Below are 16,317 nucleotides of genomic sequence, written 5' to 3'. Positions count from 1 at the left end.
GAGCGGGAACGCGCCACGAAATACCGTCGGACCCATGAAGCTCAGCGTTCTGCTCGACCGAGCCCGCGACCACGCACTGCCCGTCATCGCCAACATCACCGACGACGACCTGGCCAAGCCCACCCCGTGCGCCGACTACGACGTCCAGGCGCTGCTCGACCACCTGCTGCACGTCGTCGTCGAGTTCCAGAAGCTCGCCGCCAAGCAGGACGCCGACTTCAGCCACACCCCCACCTACCCGGACTGGCGCACCCGGTACCCGGCGGAGTCCGCGAAGCTCGTCGAGGCCTGGGGACAGCCCGGCGCGACCGAGGGCATCGCCGGGAACATGCAGATGCCCGCGCAGACCGTCGGCGGGCTCGCGCTGCTCGACCTCACCATCCACGTCTCCGACCTCGCCCAGGCCACCGGCCAGCGCTTCGACCCGGATCCCGAGGTGATCGCCGAGGTCAAGGGCCTGGTCGAGCAGATGGGGCCGATGGCGATCGAGATGAAGGTCTTCCAGGCACCCGCCGCCGCACCGGCCGACGCGTCGCCGTTCGAGCAACTGCTGGCCACCACCGGCCGCGACCCGCGCTGGAGTGCTTGACTGGTCGCATGCTGACGATCGGGATGCTGGGCGGGATGAGCTGGGAGAGCAGCGCGGAGTACTACCGGCTGGCCAACGTGCTGGTACGCGAAAAACTCGGCGGGCTGCACTCGGCGAAGGTCGTGCTGCACTCCGTCGACTTCGCCGAGATCGAACGCATGCAGGTCGAGGGCCGCTGGGAGGACGCGGGCAAGGAGCTCGCCGAGGCCGCCGCGCAGGTCGAGGCCGGTGGCGCCGACTTCCTGCTGATCTGCACCAACACCATGCACAAGGTGTTCGACCAGGTCCAGGCCGCGGTCGGCATCCCGGTGCTGCACCTCGGCGACACCACCGCCCAGGCGATCAAGAGGGCCGGCTTCACCACGGTCGGCCTGCTCGGCACCGGCTTCACGATGGACCAGGCGTTCTACCGCGAACGCCTGGAGTCGCAGGGCCTGACGGTGCTCGTGCCGTCCGAGGAGGACCGGGCGACCGTGCACCGGATCATCTACGACGAGCTGTGCCTCGGCATCGTCCGCGAGCAGTCCCGCCGCGCCTATCAAGACGTGATCTCGCGGTTCGAGGGCGCCCAGGGCGTCATCCTCGGCTGCACCGAGATCGAACTGCTCATCTCCCAGGCTGACGTGCCCGTTCCCGTTTTCCCGACCACCCGCCTGCACGTCGAGGCGGCGGTCGAACGGGCAATCCAGACGACTCTGTGAACAACTGATGTGATCCACGCGGCAACGCCGCGACAGAACGAAGTGTCCTAGTCACTGAGGGCTATTCCTTCTTCAGTGAACTAGGGGAGTTCGCTTTGAAACGATCACACATCGCCGCAGGACTGACGGCTGTCGTGGTTGCCGCCACGGCAGCCGTCCCCGTTTCCGCGGCACCGCGGGAACACCGGGTCGAAGCCGAAGGGCTGACCACCAGGGTCACCCTCCTCACCGGTGACGAGGTCGTCGTCACCAACGGCAAGGTCCACGCCAGGGGAGCCAAGGGCAGGGAGAACGTCGGCTTCCGCTCCTTCACCGACACGCGCGGCGACCTGCACGTGGTCCCGCTCGACGCCCAGGCCCGCCTCACCGCAGGCGAGCTGGACGAAAGACTGTTCGACGTCTCGCTGCTGGCCAGATCCGGCTACGACGACGCGTCCTCCAAGACGATTCCGCTGATCGTGCAGGGGCAGGGGATCAGCGCCGCGAACGCCGAGTCGTTGCCCAGCATCGGCTCGCACGCGATCACGGTCGGCAAGGACGGCTCGTTCTGGGCCGGTGCCCGGGCGGCGGGCACCGGACGGATCTGGCTCGACGGCAAGGTGACCGCGTCCCTGGACCGCAGCGCCGCGCAGGTCGGCGCGCCCCAGGCGTGGGAGAAGGGCTTCACCGGCAAGGACGTCACCGTGGCGATCCTCGACACCGGCGTCGACGAGACCCACCCCGACCTCGCGGGTGCCGTGCTCGAGTCGAAGAACTTCTCCGACAGCGCCACCACCGACGACATGGTCGGCCACGGCACGCACGTCGCGTCCACGGTCACCGGCGACGGCAAGTACAAGGGCATCGCGCCGGACGCGAAGCTCGTCAACGGCAAGGTGCTCGGCGACTACGGCGGCGGCTATGAGAGCGACATCATCGCCGGCATGGAGTGGGCCGCGACCAAGGCCAAGATCATCAACATGAGCCTCGGCAGCTCGTGGCCCGACGAGGGCACCGACCCGATGTCGCTCGCGCTCAACCGGATCACCGAGCAGACCGGCGCGCTGTTCGTCGTCGCCGCGGGCAACTCCGGCGGCACCATCGGCTCGCCCGCGTCCGCCGACGCCGCCCTCACCGTCGGCGCCGTGAACCGCGACGACACGCTCGCGGACTTCTCCTCGCGCGGCCCGCGCTGGGTCAACAACGCCGTGAAGCCCGACATCACCGCGCCGGGCGTCGACATCGTGGCCGCGAAGGCCAAGAACGGCCAGATCGGCACGCCCGCCGGCGACGGCCACGTCGCGCTGTCCGGCACGTCGATGGCCACCCCGCACGTGGCCGGAGCAGCGGCGATCCTCGCGGCGAAGAACCCGGCGTGGAAGGCGGAGGACATCAAGGCCGCGCTGATGAACAGCGCGAAGCCCAACCCCTCGCTGTCGATCTACGAGCAGGGCGCCGGACGCCTCGACGTCGGCCGTGCGGTCTCCACGAGCGTGTCCACCAACCACGGCAGCCTCTCTCTCGGCACCGCCCAGTGGCCGCACGACGACGACCAGCCCATCACGCAGAAGCTGACCTACCGCAACAGCGGCACCTCCGACGTGATGCTCGACCTCAGCGTCACCGAGGTGAAGCCCGCGGGCGCCGGCCTGTTCAGCGTCACGCCCGCGAAGCTCACCGTGCCCGCGGGCGGGTCGGCCGACGCCACGGTCACCGCCGACACCCGTGCCGCCGTCGCGGACGGCATCTACGGCGCGGTCGTGCTCTCGTCCGACGGCTCGCGCGTGCCCGTCGGTGTCGTGAAGGAGGTCGAGAGCTACGACGTGACGCTGAAGTTCCTCGACCACAACGGCGCCGCGACGCAGTACTACGACTACCGGTTCGTCAGCCTCGACCAGCCGCAGGCCTACTTCCGCTACGACCCGTCCGGCACGCTCGTGCAGCGCCTGCCCAAGGGCAAGTTCTTCCTCGACGGCACCATCAGCACGCGCAACCCGGACCCGACCAAGAGCGGCCTGACCACCACGCTCACCGAACCGGCGCTGGAGGTCACCGGCGACACCGAGCTCGTGTTCGACGCACGGGACGGCGTCCAGCCCGCCATCGCCGTCGAGCAGAAGGACGCCAGGTCGGCCACCGCGGGCCTGGGCTTCCTGATGCAGGCCAACTGGGGCGAGACCGGCGGCACCTGGTACCTCAACAACTTCGACTCGGTCCGCGTCCGCCCGTCGAGGACGACCTGGCCCGAGTTCGACTTCTACGCCGAGTCCGTGCTGGCGAAGCCGGACGCGAACGGCAAGTTCGACGGCAGCCCGTACCAGTACCACGTGCGGATCACCGAGAAGACCCGCGTGCCGGCCACCGTCCAGCGCTCGGTGAAGGACCGCGAACTGGCTCGGGTCAACTCCGTCACGCACGCCCGCGTGCCGGGCTCGGTCGGCCAGCGCGACAGCGGCGCCTCCGGTCCGCTGCCGTTGCGGCTCAAGGAGTTCTACACGCCCGGCGTCGAGTGGTCCGGGTCGCTGACGGAGTTCACCAAGCTCGGCGAGTGGCCCAGCCTCGGCTTCCAGTCCTCGGTCACGCCGCGCGTGTTCAAGCTCGGCCGCACCACGACCGAGCACTGGAACAGCGCCGTCTACGGCCCCGGCGTCCCGCACCAGGAGGGCACGGTGCGCTTCGCCGGCCGCGTGGGCAACGTGATGCGCGTGGACCTGCCCCTGCAGAGCGCGCAGGGCATGTACGGGTACACCCAGAGCGTCGGCCGCACGACCGTCACGGTGGACGGCAAGGTCATCTCGGACCAGCCGGACTCCGGGTACGCCAACATCTCGGACGCGCCGGCGGAGAAGAAGCGCTACACGATCCACACCGAGGCGACGCGCGACACGGTGTCGTCGAAGGTCACTGCGGACTGGTCGTTCACCTCGGAGCACGTGCCGGGAGACCAGTTCCGGTCGATCCCGCTGCTCGCGGTCCGCTTCACCCCGCAGCTCGACGAGCACAACCGCGCCGGACGCGTCGTCACCGTGCCGATCACGGTGGAGCGCAACGGAACGGGCACCGTCACGAACATCAAGGACCCTGCGGTGCAGGTGTCCTACGACGAGGGCAAGACGTGGAAGCCGGTGCCGCTGCGCAAGACGCGGGCGGGCTGGCAGGTCACGCTGATCCACCCGCACGGTGCCAAGAACGTGTCGTTCAAGGCTCGGGCGGCGGACGCGGGCGGTGACGTCCAGCAGACGATCATCCGCGCGTACGACCTGAAGTGACGGCTGTGAGGGGCCGGTAATTCGTTCCCGGCCCCTCACACACCTACGATCGCGTGCATGAGCTGGGCTTCCCATGTGCCGGTGATCGCGAGCAGCGTTTCTGCGGTAGCGGGATCGGCCGGTGCGATCGTGGCCGCCACGGCCTTGCGGAAGAACCGCGAGGACCAGGCTCGCCGCGACGCCGCAGGGCTGCACGCGACAGCGAGGATCGTGATCTGCAAGGTCGACCCGCCGGGTGACGACCTGATTCTCGAACCGGACCTACGCAACGGGTATCCGGACTCCCAGTTCGCGATCAAGGTGGCGAACACCTCCGCGCATCCGTACTACGCGGTGGTGAGCTCCGTATACGTTCCAGCGCGAAACAAGAGGTACGCCGCGTACGTCAACGCCGTGCCCGCCAATGAGGCGCGGTACGCGCGAATGTTCCGCTCCGACGGTTGCGATGTCGTGGCGCTGCCGAACGACACTCTGATCGACACCACGTTCGTCGACAGCCAGGGACGGGGCTGGCACCGCGACTCGCACGGAGTGCTTCGCAGACGGCGGATCAGCCGGCGTTGGCGAGATGCGCAGCTGTGGGCACGCCCTCACCGAGGACTGGCACTGCACCAGATGTCGGAGGTCGTGATCCAGGACGCCGACGGCGCCGAGCTCCACGTCGTTCGCGACTGGAACGACATCGAAGTCGAGGTGACTCCCTTCCGGCCGTCGCTCACCGACCGAGACCTGGAAGACGCGATCCGCGCGTACGACCTGAAGTGACGGCTGTGAGGGGCCGGTAATTCGTTCCCGGCCCCTCACGCTCGTGCGTGATCATGTGCCCATGGCGAGCACATCCGACAAGCGCTACCCACCGATCGAGCCCTACGAGTCGGGCGTGCTCGACGTCGGCGACGGCCACTCCCTGTACTGGGAGGTCTCGGGCAACCCCGCCGGCAAGCCCGCCGTCGTCCTGCACGGCGGCCCCGGCCAGGGCAGTTCCCCGCGCACCCGCGGCCTGTTCGACCCGCAGCGCTACCGCGTGGTCCAGTTCGACCAGCGCAACGCCGGGCAGAGCACCCCGTCCGCCACGGACCCGGAGGTCGACCTCTCGGCCAACACCACCCAGCACCTCATCGCCGACATCGAGGCGCTGCGCGTGCACCTCGGCGTCGAGCGCTGGCTGGTCGAGGGCGGGTCGTGGGGCGTCACGCTCGGCCTCGCCTACGCGCAGGCGCACCCCGAGCGCGTCACCGAGCTGGTGCTCGCCGCCGTGACCGACGGGGACCGCCGCGACACCGACTGGATCACCCGCGACATGGGCCGCGTCTTCCCGCGCGAGTGGGAACGGTTCCGCGACGCCGTGCCCGCCACCGACCGCGACGGCGACCTGGCCGCCGCCTACAGCCGGCTGCTGCACGACCCCGATCCCGAGGTCCGCGCCACGGCCGCGCACGAGTGGTGCGTCTGGGAGGACACGCACATGTCCCTCGCGCCCGACGCCGAGCCGTTCCTGTCGGTGGCGGAGCCGGAGTTCCAGCTGGCCTTCGCCCGCCTGGTGACGCACTACTGGTCGCACGGCTGCTTCCTCGAGGAACGGCAGCTGCTGCGGAACATGGACCGGCTGCACGGCATCCCGGGCGTGCTGATCCACGGCCGGTACGACGTCAGCGGACCGCTCGGCACCGCCTGGAACCTGCACCGCGCGTGGCCGGGCAGTGAGCTCGTCGTCCTCGACGACACCGGGCACGGCGGCGGCAGCATGAGCGACGCGATCATCACCGCCACCGACCGGTTCGCCCGGTCCTGACCGTGAGGGGGCCCGACCGGCCCCCTCACCGCGGCTACTTCTGGTACGGCGCCAGCGTCTCGGGGTCCACGTCGGGCGCGCTCATGATCGGGTGCACCTCGATCGGCTGGTTGAGCAGCTTCCCGCCCGGCCCGGGGCACGCCGAGGCCTTCTGCGCGATCTCCAGGACCCGGTCGTGGCTCTCGACGTCCACCACCCAGTACCCGGCGATCACTTCCTTGGACTCCGCGAACGGACCGTCGACCACGACCGGACCGGAGTCGCTGCCCCGCACCACGAACGCCCGCGCCGGACCGCTGAGCCCCTCGGACTGCAGCAGCTCACCGGACGCGCGCAGCTCGGCGTCCAGGTCGCGCATGTAGGCGATCATGCGGTGCATGTCCTCGTCCGACCAGGCGGCGAGGCCCTCCCAGTCCTCCTGGCTGCCGCCGTAGCTGACCAGCATGTACTTCACTTCCACTCCCCACCGGTAGCGCGGGCCTTGATCTCCTGCACGGCCCAGCTGTTGCCGTCCGGGTCGTCGAAGAACAGGAACGACCCTCCGTCCGCCTCGTTCATCCGCACGATCTCGCCGACCTCGACGCCGCGCTCGACCAGCTGCGCGCGGGCCTTCTCCAGGTCCGAGACCACGAGCTGCACGCCCTTGAGCGAGCCCGGCTCACCCTTGACGATGCCCTTGCCCATCACGATCGAGCAGCCGGAGCCGGGCGGCGTGAGCTGCAGGACGCGCGCGTCCTCGTTGAACGTCGTGTCGTGGTCGACCTTGAAACCGAGCTGCTCCTCGTAGAACCGCTTCGAGCGGTCGAGGTCCGACACCGGCACGACGATGACTTCCAGGGTCCAGTCCATGTCCGAGCTCCTTGTCCACTGCCTTTGCGGACCCGTCGAACCGCTCAGGAACTTTTCGACAAGGGGTCTCGACCCACATACCCGAGCAGCCTGTCCTGCAGCGACGCGTCCGCGGGCACCTCGATCTCGGCGCCGTAGACCTCGATGCCGGGGCCGAACGCGCCGGGTGTGCGGAAGCGTTCCATCAGCTCCGGCGGCACGGCGGCGGCGCTGGCCCAGAGCCGTTCGACGTCGGCGGCGGGGATGGTCTCGTCCTGGCCGGTGGCGCGGGCGAGGTCCCAGCCGTGCAGCACCAGGTCGTCGCTCACGACCTGGTCGACGTGCTGCTCCAGTGTCATCGGGCCGACCGGGGTGGAGACCTCGCTCGTGGCCCGGTCCGACTCCAGCGCCTCCTGCACCTGGCGGCGTGCCTCACGGAAGTCCGTGAGGGGGTCCTCGGTGCGTGGGATCGGTTGGCCGAGCATCACGCCGTGCATCTCGATGACGTGGTCGACGACCTCCAGTGCCGTCCACTTCGCGCACGGCGAGGGGTTGGTCCACTGATCTGAACGCACGGTCGCGACCTTGTGCTCGAACGCGTCCGCCCGTGCCCTGTACCTGTCCGCGATCATGGCCCTCACTCCTCGACAGCGCCGCCGATCCTGCGCAGGTGCTCGCGGAACGTGAGCCCGCTCTCGAGGTACTCGGCGAACCTCAGCTGGCTGCGCAGGGACTCACCCTGCCGCACCCGGTCCGCCTGCGCCCGTTCGACATCCCGGATGCCACGCGCCTTTTCGACCAGGGCCTCCGCCTCGGCGGCCGGCACGAACAGCACGCCGTCGTCGTCGCCGAACACGAGGTCGTCGGACGTGACGGTCCACTGGTCGACCTCGGCCGTCGAGAGCGCCTCGGGCGCGCGGTCACGCAGGCTCAGCGGCCCCGTCGGGTTCGCGCCGAGGCTGAACACCGGCAGGCCGATCGCGCGCAGGTCCTGGGTGTCGCGGTGCAGTCCCCAGACCACGACACCGGCGAGGCCCGCCTTCTGCGCCTCGAGCACGATCATGTCGCCCACGCAGGCCTCGTCGCGGCGGCCGTCGTTGTCGACGACCAGCACGTCGCCGGGCGCGCTGCGCTCGAGGGCCTCCAGGAAGACGTCGACGCTGCCCGCGTGGCGGGCGGGCAGCACGCGTCCGCCGGTCTTCGTGCCGGGGACGACCGGCGTGAGGACGGCCGTGCGGACCGGGATGTTCGCCCGGATGCACGCGTCGGCCAGGTGCGCGGTGGTCAGGTCGAGCGCCGCGAGGTCGGTCTGGGAGAGATCCATGCCGACAGTCTTACGCCGCCACCTTCTCCTGCGCCGCATCGGTCCTCAACACGTTCGCCGACACGGCCGCGATCACGCAGAACGCCACCGGCAGCAGGAACGCGAGGTTCAGCGGCATCAGGTGGGTGAGCCAGCCGATCACCGCGGGTCCGGCGAGGATGCCGAGGTAACCGAGCCCGGCCACGCGCGAGACGTTGGCCGCGGCCGCACCCGGTTCGAGGTGACCGGCCGCGCTGAAGAGCTGCGGCACCGTGCCCGACAGCCCTGCGCCGGCGATCGCCCAGCCGACCAGCGCCAGCCAGATCCACGGCGACAGCGCGGCGGTCGCGATCCCGGCCGCGCCGATCGCCGACCCCCACCGCAGCACCGGCACCGAACCGACCTTCGCGGTGATGCGGTCCGCGAGCAGCCGGCCGACCGTCATGGTCGTGGCGAACGCGCCGTAGGCCAGCGCCGCGAGCTCCGGCGATGCGCCGAGGACGTCCTGCAGGTGCAGCACGCTCCAGTCGTTGGCCGCGCCCTCGCTCAGCATCACCAGTGCGGCGAGCACCGCCATCACCCAGATCTTGCGCGGCACCTTGCGCTTGCCGGTCTGCGCCTCGGCGTGCTGCTCCTCCTTCTCGTTGAGCAGCAACCGGCCCGTGGCGAGGCTGACGACGATGCCGAGCACACAGGCCGCACCGAGCGTGGTGGCGGGGGAGAGCTCCCAGCTCAACGTCCGTGCGCCGGTCAACGCCGCCGCGACACCACCGAGCGACCACGTCGCGTGGAACGCCGACATCACCGGACGCTTGTAGTGCCGTTCGACGACCACGGCGTGTGCGTTCATCGTGACGTCCATCAGCCCGTTGCCGACGCCGAAGAGGAGGAGCGCCGCACCGAGCGTCCACTGGTTCACGGCCAGACCGGGCAGCACGGCCGTGATGCTGCACAGCACACCCGACACCGGCACGATGAACTTCACACCCAGCCGGTCGGTGATCTTGCCGCCGATCCGCATGCCGATGAACGCGCCCAGCCCGAGCAGCAGCAACAGCCGCCCGAGCTCCGCGTGCGAGATGCCGGTGCGGTCCTCGACCGTCGGGATGTGCACGAGCCACAAGCCGAGCAGGAACCCGTTGAGGCCGAAGTACGTGAAGGTGGCCACCCGCGCGGCCTTGAGAGCGTTCACTTGCCACACGCTAACGAACGATCCGCGTGTTCGAAAGGTTGAGTTTCGAACATCACTGATGTTCAATCGCGTTCGTGTCCCGACTGAAGCAGATCACCGAGGCGGTCCGCGACGCTGGCTCGCTCGGTGTGGCGGACCTGGCGGAGCTGACCGGAGCCTCCGAGATGACCATCCGCCGCGACCTGGAGGTCCTCGCGGCCCAGGGCGTCCTCGAACGCTACCGGGGCGGCGCCCGCAGCCTGCTCCTGCGCGGCTCCGAACCCCCGTTCGCTCTGCGCTCGGACGAGAACATGGACGCCAAGCGCCGCATCGCCGCCACCGTGGCGTCACTGATCACCGACGGCGAGTCCGTGGTCCTGGACAGCGGCACCACGTGCCTGGAGGTCGCTCGCCTGCTCCACGACAGACGGCTGACCATCATGCCGTTGTCCCTGCACGCCGTGAACGCACTCTCTTCTTCTTCGACCCTGACCCTGCTCGTCCCCGGCGGACGCCCCCGTCCAGGCGAACTGGCCCTCACCGGCCCCCTGACCCTCGCCTCACTACAGGCCCTGCGCTTCGACACCGCCGTCATCGGCTGCTGCGGCCTCTCCGCCGAACACGGCCTGACCGCCTACGACCTGGAAGACGCCTCGGTGAAACGAACAGCCATCACCTCGGCCCGCCGCGTCATCGCCGCGGTGGACGCCTCGAAACTGGACCGCACCGCCCTGGCTCACGTCGCGCCGGTGTCGTCTTTGGACGCCGTGGTCACCGACGCTGCTGATTTCGAGCCTTTGGCGAGCGCCGGCGTCACGGTGGTGACGGCATGATCGTGCTGTTCGACATGTTCGGCGTGATCGCGCGCGACCAGTCGCCCGAGGTCATGTCCGCGATGAGCACGTCGCCGGAGTTCTGGGACGCCTACTGGGCGCACCGGCCCGCCTACGACCGAGGCGACGTGTCCGCCGAGGAGTACTGGGCGCTGGTGGGCCATCCGCCGCTGGTGGAGCAGGACGTGGCGAGTTGGAGCCGCATCGACTACGAGATGGTCGCGCTGCTGCACGAGCTGGACAACGCGGGGCAGCGGATCGCTCTGCTGTCCAACATTCCCGAGGACCACGCTGTGAACTTCGAGCGCACCTACGCGTGGCTGGAGTTGTTCGAGCTTTGTGCGTTCTCTTGCCGGATCGGGGTGGCCAAGCCGGATCGGGCGGCGTTCGAGTTCTGCCGGGACGCGCTGGGGGAGGCCGAGGACATCCTGTTCGTGGACGACCGGGTGGAGAACGTGCGGGCGGCCGAGTTGGTGGGGATGCGCGGGCACCACTTCACGGGGATCGAGGGGCTGCGCGCGCTACTTGGTACTGCCAAACACGCCTAGGACGTTGGGGAACTGGGAGTTGCCGGGGTGGCGGCGGCCGAGGGCGTTCAGGCCGTAGGTGGCGAGCCACGCGACGCACAAGGTGAGCACCGGGACCTCTGCTGCCGATGGGATCAGCTTGAGGTGGCGCAGCAGCAGGTAGACGGCCAGGGGTGCGAGGCTGACCGCCAGCTCAACCGTGATCCGGCCCGCGGTCGCCAGCTTGCTCCTGGTGACGTAGGCAGCCCGCTCCGGGTGGTCGGGGAGCTCTCCGTACCTGCCAGACAGCACCGTGTCGGTGAGCTGGACCATCTGCGTCAGGTACTCGCGATGAGTGGTCTCGGTCGGGAGCACCAGGTGCACGCACAGGACCTCGATCGACTGCCCCGCGTGAATGCAGCGTCGGCGGAACTCGGCCGACGCCAGTGGGTTGCGCACCGGCATCGATCGCCACAGGCCGTGCTTGAGCACGACAGCGACCTCATGAGTGCGCGAGACGAGTTCACGGCGGACGTCCGGTGCCATGAACTTCTTCTCGTCGCGCGCCAGCTCCACGCAGCGCAGAAGCGTGTCGATCACGGTCGGCATCGCGCCCTTCCGCACGCGCCAGTGCCGGTCCAGACCCAGGTCGACCACGAGGACGATGAGAAGCCACACCACTGCGACAGCGCTGACCAGCAAGCTCTGCACCAAGTAGTAGGCGAGTTCGTGCTCCTCGGCTTTCCCGACGATCGCGTGCACCGGACCGCGCTCGACGACCTCCCCGTAAACCACCACCCCTGCGCACGCCACCAGCAGTACGAGCACGACGGAGAACACTCTGGCGGACGAGCTGAACAACCTCACCACGAACATGATCGGCAACGCGAAGAGGGACACCGCGAACACCCCCCCGGATCGCCCACACGAGGGCGTCGGGTGTCTGGAAGTGCCGCGCCACGACATATCCCGCCGCGAGGTAAAGCAGAAAGTTGATCCCCACTCCGACGGTCGCCAACCGCTGGGAGCGTGCCCTCTTCCGCACCTGTTCGCGCCGAAGGGCGGCGCACCTCGCGAAGTCGAGCCGGTTCGCCACCCCGCGCTCGGCCGCCACCTGGCGCACCAGTGCCTGGCGCCGGTGCTCCTCCACGACGTACGGCCGCAGCTTGCGCAGCCGGGTGGCGAGGTTCCTACCTCGCCACCGCCGGGCTGCTCTGCTCCACCACTTCACGGCCGGTAAGTCGTTTCGCCCAGCACGAACGCTACGGACCTAAACGAGCGACGACCAGTAGAACCAGAACGCCTGCAACACCCCACCCGCGATCACCAGGTACCACAGGATCAGCACCACGCTGTGGAACTGGAACGACGGCCGGATGTTCCGCAACGTCACGTACCAGAAGATCGGGATCGTCACCGCCCACACCACCATGCAGTACGGGCACAACGCCCGGATCTCGTACAGCGACTGCACGATCAGCCAGTGCACGAACAGCACGCCGAACGTCACCCCGACCTGCAGCCCGATCCACACCCACGACGGCAGCTCCACGCCGGCGACCAGCAGCACGCCCAGCGTCGTCACCACCGCGAACCCGACGATGCCGAGCAACGGGTTCGGGAACCCGAACAGCTCCGCCTGCTCGGTCGTCATGATCGAGCCGCAGCTCAGCACCGGGTTGATGCTGCACGTAGGCACGTAGAACGGGTCCTTGAGCAGCGCGATCTTCTCGATCGTCAGCACGAACGACGCGAGCAGGCCGACGAAGCCGCCGACCGCGAGGACCCAGGCGACGATCCGGTTCACGCGAGCTCCCGTTCGATCGCCTTCTTCAGGCCGTCGTAGGTGGGGGCACCGGTGAACTTGGTGCCGTTGACGAAGAACGTCGGCGTGCCCGTGACGCCTGCCTTGCTGCCCTCGGCGCGCTGGGCGAGCACCCGCTCGAGCAGCGACGGGTCGTCCAGCGCCTTCTCGAACGCGGGCTGGTCGAGGCCGAGTTGCTGGGCGAACGTGACGAAGGCGGCGCGCTGCGAGGTCTGCTGGCCGCCCCACTCCTGCTGCGCGTCGAACATCACCCGGAACATCTCGTCGCGCTTGCCCTGCGCGGCCGCTGCCTCGACCGCGACGGCGGCCAGTTCGGCGTTGCGGTGGCTGGGGATCGGGAAGTGCCGCACGTCGAACGTCACGCGCTCGCCGTACTCGGTCTTGAGCCTCTCGACGCCGGGGTAGGCGGCGCGGCAGGACGGGCATTCGAGGTCGAGGTACTCGACGACGGTGACGCGGCCGCCGGACGAGGAACCGGGTGCGGCGGTGGTGTCGTTGCGGCTGAACAGCAGGAAACCGGCGACCACCACCGCGACCACGGCGATGATGACCAGGGACAGGCGTGCGTTTTTCGACATGGCGGAACTCCACGTGTGGCGAAGGAAGTAAGGACCGAGGAACGGGCTCGGTCTAGGCGCGCAGCACGCAGAGCTGCGCCAGCCGCACTTCCTGCCGGCGTGAAGGGGGAGCGAGGACGGAGGGCAGGCGCATCTGCAGCAGGCCCAGCGAACCGGAGCGCCGCAGCACGGCGAACCCGATCAGCACGGCCAGTGCCACCACCAGGCAGCAGCCCGCGACGAGGATGCCCTCGATCAGACCGGACCCGTCGTCCACGGGATCGGCCACGAACGCGGTCGAGGACGTCGGGCACTGCGCGGTCCAGGCGAACTCCGTCTCGCACGGAGTGCCCTGCATCATCGCGACGCCGGCGACCAGCGCGAGCACCGCGAAGACCCGCGCGAGGTACGCGCGGGTCCGCGAGCTGGTGGTGCCGGGCACGACTACCAGGGTAGCGATGATCGAATCAGGCCCTGGTGAAGGGTGGTGCGCTACCGCCAGAACGCCAGCCGGTGCTCGGCGGCGTAGTCGACGCGACCGATCGCGCCCGGAGCCAGCGACTGCACGTACTGCCCCTCGGAGAACCGCGGCCACCCCGGCGAACCGTCGCGGGCGAAGTCCGTCCACGCCTTGATCATGTGGTCGGACAGCCCGCGGTCCTTGGTGAAGTCGTCGTCCGGGAACAGGTAGTCGATGTCGGACGAGTGGTTCGCGCCGTGCAGCTCCGGCGGGAACGAGGGGTCCGTGGCGGCGTTGCGGTCAGCGAACTCGAACGCGTAGACGGGCGCCTTGCGCGCGTAGAGCTCGTTCTGCCGGAACGTCGCACGTGCCCACACGCGGTCTGTGAGCAGCGCGGCCCACGCCTGCTTCGGCGACGCGAACGCGCTCACGGGGTACTCGCGTTCGATCTCGGCCGCGCGGTCCGGGAACGCCTCTCGCACGAGCCGCGAGTAGTCCTGCGCGGTCATCGGGTCTGGCCGGAAAAGGCCGACGAAGCTGTTGTGCTCGTCGCGGGTCGCGCCCGCGAGGATCGGCACGTCCGCGAACTCGCCCGCCTCCAGCGACTCACCGGGCGACCTCGGCAGCACCGAACCGCCGTAGCCCATCGCCTGGAAGATGTTCATGATCTGCGGGTAGTCCAGCAGCTTTTCCGCGGGAAGGCGGCGCAGGCACTCGACGTCCGCGCAGCCCAGTTCAGAGGCGATCGCCGCCCCGATCCCCTGGATCTCCGGCACGGGCCGCCACGCGAGCGACGGCAACGCCTCCAGGTCCGGGTACCAGGCACCCTTCGGCACGTCGACCAGCGTGAACGAGCTGTGCATGATCGCCTTGTGGAAAAGCGGCCGCCGGTCGATCAGGTGCGCGCCGACGGCCGTGGCGCCGAACGACACCCCGAACAACGTCACGTTGCCCGGATCTCCGCCGAAACCGGAGATGTTCCGTTGGACCCACTCCAACGCCGCGCGCTGGTCCAGCAGACCGAACTCACCAGAGTGCTCGAGCCCCGGCAGCCCGAACCCGCCGAACACCCCCATCCGGTAGTTGAACGTCACCACGACGACGTCCCCCTGCCGCGCGAGGCGTTCCGCGTCGAAGTAGTGCCCGGCGCCGATCGCGCCGTCGCCGTGCACCCACACCAGCACCGGCTTGCGACCGGTCGTGGACGGTGTCGTGACGTTGGCGAACAGGCAGTCCTCGTTCGTGCTCCTCGTCTCCGAGTAGCTCGACCCCACCTGCGGACACGGACTGCCGGGCGCGAGGGCGTCGCGAACCCCGCTCCACGCCGCCGCCCGCACCGGCGGCTTCCACCGCTCGGCGCTCGCGTACGGGACCCCCTGGAACCGCAGGTGCCCGTCGCGCTGTTCCCCCTTGACCCTGCCGGTGTCCGTCCCGACGACGTCCGACGTCATGGCTTCCCCCTTGCCGCATGCGCTGACCAGCAGCAATGCGGCGATCATCAGCGTGCCCCGACGCACGTGATCAACCCCTCGTGGCTAGGTCGACGGCCGCGACCAACTCCCTTTCGCAGACGTCGAGATCGAGTGACCCGGACCGCAGCACGACGCCGTTGCGCATCGCGAGCACGAACACCGCCATCACGTCCGGGTCGAACACGCGGAACTCGCCGGCCTCCTGCCCCTGCCGCAGCAGGGCGGCGAGCCCCACGTGATCGGAGTCGGCGATGCCCCCGTCCGTCACCGCCGCGTGGGCCCTGATCCGCAGGAACGCCACCATGTCCGCACGGTGCTCGCGCAGGAACGCGATGTTGGCGACGAGGAACGCCCGCAGTTCTTCCTGCGGCGAGCCCTGGCCCATCCGCGCGGCCACGAACCCTTGGAAGCGCTCCAAGACGTCCGCGAACACCACGTCGACGAGCTCCTGCTTGTTCCTGAAGTGGTACGAGATCAGCCCCGTGCTGCTCAGTCCGGCCCGCGCCGCGATCGCCTTGAACGACGTCTCCGCGTAGTCCAGCTCGGCGATCGTGGCGATCGCCGCCGCCACGATCTGCGCCCGCCGGGCCTGCTCGGTCACGGACTTTGCTCGCATGAGCAAACTTTAGCACGCCTGAGCAAAACCAGTGGCGGAGCTTCTTAGGCTGGGCCTGTGACCAGGAGATCGCCGCAGGAGAAGAAGGCGCTGAGCTACGCCAAGGACCGCCGCAACACCTACGGCAAGAACGACAAGAGCTCCCGCAAGAACATCCCGAAGAACAAGCGGAAGAGCATCCGCTCGAACCGCCGCCGCGCGCACCTCGTGCTCACCCAGGTCGAGCCGGACGGCATCGAGTCGGAGCTCAAGCGCGAACGCCCCCACGTCTGGCGCAAGTGCCCGGACTCGCCCCTGGGCGAGGTCGTGGCGGCGAAACTTGAGCGCCGCGCACGACTCGCGGACCTTGGAAAACGTCCAAAGGACATGCTTTCAGGTTGACCTGCGGCGAAGGGGTGGAGCCAAACGGAATCCCG

Annotated in this window: 19 protein-coding genes; 8 read left to right on the top strand and 11 right to left on the bottom strand. The window is 69.2% G+C overall.

The features are described 5' to 3' along the window. Positions 1 to 34: 34 nt before the first annotated feature. From ABZX02_RS09335 to pip, 5 genes are all read left to right on the top strand, one after another. Positions 35 to 589: a TIGR03086 family metal-binding protein gene (locus tag ABZX02_RS09335; protein ID WP_355296445.1), complete on the top strand. Its 555-nt coding sequence runs from the start codon at positions 35 to 37 to the stop codon at positions 587 to 589. Positions 590 to 597: 8 nt separating this feature from the next. Further along, entirely contained in the window at positions 598 to 1,290 is a 693-nt protein-coding gene (locus ABZX02_RS09330; RefSeq protein ID WP_355296443.1) for an aspartate/glutamate racemase family protein, read from the top strand. Between the two features lie 95 nt (positions 1,291 to 1,385). Next, the gene (locus tag ABZX02_RS09325) at positions 1,386 to 4,538 is read left to right on the top strand and encodes a S8 family serine peptidase (protein ID WP_355296441.1); all 3,153 of its coding nucleotides are present in this window, start codon (positions 1,386 to 1,388) and stop codon (positions 4,536 to 4,538) included. Positions 4,539 to 4,613: 75 nt separating this feature from the next. Beyond that, positions 4,614 to 5,303, top strand: coding sequence for a hypothetical protein (locus ABZX02_RS09320; protein ID WP_355296439.1), 690 nt, complete (start codon positions 4,614 to 4,616; stop codon positions 5,301 to 5,303). A gap of 61 nt (positions 5,304 to 5,364) precedes the next feature. After that, on the top strand, positions 5,365 to 6,330 hold the full coding sequence (gene pip, locus ABZX02_RS09315) for a prolyl aminopeptidase (protein WP_355296437.1): 966 nt from the start codon (positions 5,365 to 5,367) through the stop codon (positions 6,328 to 6,330). Between the two features lie 34 nt (positions 6,331 to 6,364). Here pip and ABZX02_RS09310 read toward each other — a convergent pair whose 3' ends face one another. Genes ABZX02_RS09310 through ABZX02_RS09290 form a run of 5 tightly spaced genes read right to left on the bottom strand, consistent with a single transcriptional unit; the run spans position 6,365 to position 9,653 of the window. Beyond that, entirely contained in the window at positions 6,365 to 6,775 is a 411-nt protein-coding gene (locus ABZX02_RS09310) for a YciI family protein (RefSeq protein ID WP_355296736.1), read from the bottom strand. Positions 6,776 to 6,780: 5 nt separating this feature from the next. Next, positions 6,781 to 7,179, bottom strand: coding sequence for a VOC family protein (locus ABZX02_RS09305; protein WP_355296435.1), 399 nt, complete (start codon positions 7,177 to 7,179; stop codon positions 6,781 to 6,783). A gap of 44 nt (positions 7,180 to 7,223) precedes the next feature. Continuing rightward, entirely contained in the window at positions 7,224 to 7,790 is a 567-nt protein-coding gene (locus ABZX02_RS09300; RefSeq protein WP_355296433.1) for a TIGR03086 family metal-binding protein, read from the bottom strand. 5 nt (positions 7,791 to 7,795) lie between these two features. Next, positions 7,796 to 8,482 (bottom strand): RraA family protein, encoded by a 687-nt coding sequence (locus ABZX02_RS09295; protein WP_355296431.1) that lies wholly within the window; start codon positions 8,480 to 8,482, stop codon positions 7,796 to 7,798. Positions 8,483 to 8,492: 10 nt separating this feature from the next. After that, a complete protein-coding gene (locus ABZX02_RS09290; RefSeq protein ID WP_355296429.1) occupies positions 8,493 to 9,653 on the bottom strand; it encodes an MFS transporter in 1,161 nt (386 codons plus the stop codon). Positions 9,654 to 9,727: 74 nt separating this feature from the next. Here ABZX02_RS09290 and ABZX02_RS09285 point away from each other — a divergent pair, with 74 nt between their 5' ends. Next, positions 9,728 to 10,465 carry a DeoR/GlpR family DNA-binding transcription regulator gene (locus tag ABZX02_RS09285; RefSeq protein WP_355296428.1) on the top strand — a complete coding sequence of 246 codons (738 nt, stop codon included), beginning with the start codon at positions 9,728 to 9,730 and terminating at the stop codon, positions 10,463 to 10,465. Next, complete coding sequence (locus tag ABZX02_RS09280; protein WP_355296426.1) at positions 10,462 to 11,013, top strand: HAD family phosphatase; 552 nt, start codon at positions 10,462 to 10,464, stop codon at positions 11,011 to 11,013. The genes ABZX02_RS09285 and ABZX02_RS09280 overlap by 4 nt, the downstream gene beginning before the upstream one ends. On the opposite strand, the gene ABZX02_RS09275 is transcribed toward ABZX02_RS09280, so the two are convergent. The 6 genes from ABZX02_RS09275 to ABZX02_RS09250 form a co-directional block, all read right to left on the bottom strand. Beyond that, positions 10,987 to 11,871, bottom strand: coding sequence for a hypothetical protein (locus tag ABZX02_RS09275; RefSeq protein ID WP_355296424.1), 885 nt, complete (start codon positions 11,869 to 11,871; stop codon positions 10,987 to 10,989). The two genes, ABZX02_RS09280 and ABZX02_RS09275, sit on opposite strands and share 27 nt — an antisense overlap. 370 nt (positions 11,872 to 12,241) lie before the next feature. Further along, on the bottom strand, positions 12,242 to 12,778 hold the full coding sequence (locus ABZX02_RS09270) for a vitamin K epoxide reductase family protein (RefSeq protein ID WP_355296422.1): 537 nt from the start codon (positions 12,776 to 12,778) through the stop codon (positions 12,242 to 12,244). Continuing rightward, positions 12,775 to 13,374 carry a thioredoxin domain-containing protein gene (locus ABZX02_RS09265; RefSeq protein ID WP_355296420.1) on the bottom strand — a complete coding sequence of 200 codons (600 nt, stop codon included), beginning with the start codon at positions 13,372 to 13,374 and terminating at the stop codon, positions 12,775 to 12,777. Before ABZX02_RS09265 ends, ABZX02_RS09270 begins: the two co-directional genes overlap by 4 nt. Positions 13,375 to 13,426: 52 nt before the next feature. Further along, a complete protein-coding gene (locus tag ABZX02_RS09260) occupies positions 13,427 to 13,795 on the bottom strand; it encodes a hypothetical protein (RefSeq protein ID WP_355296419.1) in 369 nt (122 codons plus the stop codon). A 50-nt stretch (positions 13,796 to 13,845) separates the two neighbouring features. Beyond that, positions 13,846 to 15,330 carry a carboxylesterase family protein gene (locus tag ABZX02_RS09255; RefSeq protein ID WP_355296417.1) on the bottom strand — a complete coding sequence of 495 codons (1,485 nt, stop codon included), beginning with the start codon at positions 15,328 to 15,330 and terminating at the stop codon, positions 13,846 to 13,848. 4 nt (positions 15,331 to 15,334) lie between these two features. Continuing rightward, on the bottom strand, positions 15,335 to 15,901 hold the full coding sequence (locus ABZX02_RS09250) for a TetR/AcrR family transcriptional regulator (protein ID WP_355296415.1): 567 nt from the start codon (positions 15,899 to 15,901) through the stop codon (positions 15,335 to 15,337). Positions 15,902 to 15,958: 57 nt separating this feature from the next. Between ABZX02_RS09250 and ABZX02_RS09245 the strand changes: the two genes are divergently transcribed. Then, positions 15,959 to 16,282, top strand: coding sequence for a hypothetical protein (locus tag ABZX02_RS09245; RefSeq protein WP_355296413.1), 324 nt, complete (start codon positions 15,959 to 15,961; stop codon positions 16,280 to 16,282). The last annotated feature ends 35 nt before the right edge of the window (positions 16,283 to 16,317 follow it).

The organism is Lentzea sp. NPDC003310 (genome assembly GCF_040610935.1).
GTDB lineage: Bacteria > Actinomycetota > Actinomycetes > Mycobacteriales > Pseudonocardiaceae > Lentzea.
Note: the sequence above shows the minus strand (reverse complement) of the source record. Positions and strands in the feature narration are given on the sequence as shown.

What these genes read in the sequence shown, in the direction of transcription:
- ABZX02_RS09295 (WP_355296431.1), bottom strand. Translation starts at nt 8,482, where the DNA reads ATGGATCTCTCCCAGACCGACCTCGCGGCGCTCGACCTGACCACCGCG.
- ABZX02_RS09300 (WP_355296433.1), bottom strand. Translation starts at nt 7,790, where the DNA reads ATGATCGCGGACAGGTACAGGGCACGGGCGGACGCGTTCGAGCACAAG.
- ABZX02_RS09250 (WP_355296415.1), bottom strand. Translation starts at nt 15,901, where the DNA reads ATGCGAGCAAAGTCCGTGACCGAGCAGGCCCGGCGGGCGCAGATCGTG.
- ABZX02_RS09305 (WP_355296435.1), bottom strand. Translation starts at nt 7,179, where the DNA reads ATGGACTGGACCCTGGAAGTCATCGTCGTGCCGGTGTCGGACCTCGAC.
- ABZX02_RS09280 (WP_355296426.1), top strand. Translation starts at nt 10,462, where the DNA reads ATGATCGTGCTGTTCGACATGTTCGGCGTGATCGCGCGCGACCAGTCG.
- ABZX02_RS09335 (WP_355296445.1), top strand. Translation starts at nt 35, where the DNA reads ATGAAGCTCAGCGTTCTGCTCGACCGAGCCCGCGACCACGCACTGCCC.
- pip (WP_355296437.1), top strand. Translation starts at nt 5,365, where the DNA reads ATGGCGAGCACATCCGACAAGCGCTACCCACCGATCGAGCCCTACGAG.
- ABZX02_RS09310 (WP_355296736.1), bottom strand. Translation starts at nt 6,775, where the DNA reads ATGCTGGTCAGCTACGGCGGCAGCCAGGAGGACTGGGAGGGCCTCGCC.
- ABZX02_RS09265 (WP_355296420.1), bottom strand. Translation starts at nt 13,374, where the DNA reads ATGTCGAAAAACGCACGCCTGTCCCTGGTCATCATCGCCGTGGTCGCG.
- ABZX02_RS09330 (WP_355296443.1), top strand. Translation starts at nt 598, where the DNA reads ATGCTGACGATCGGGATGCTGGGCGGGATGAGCTGGGAGAGCAGCGCG.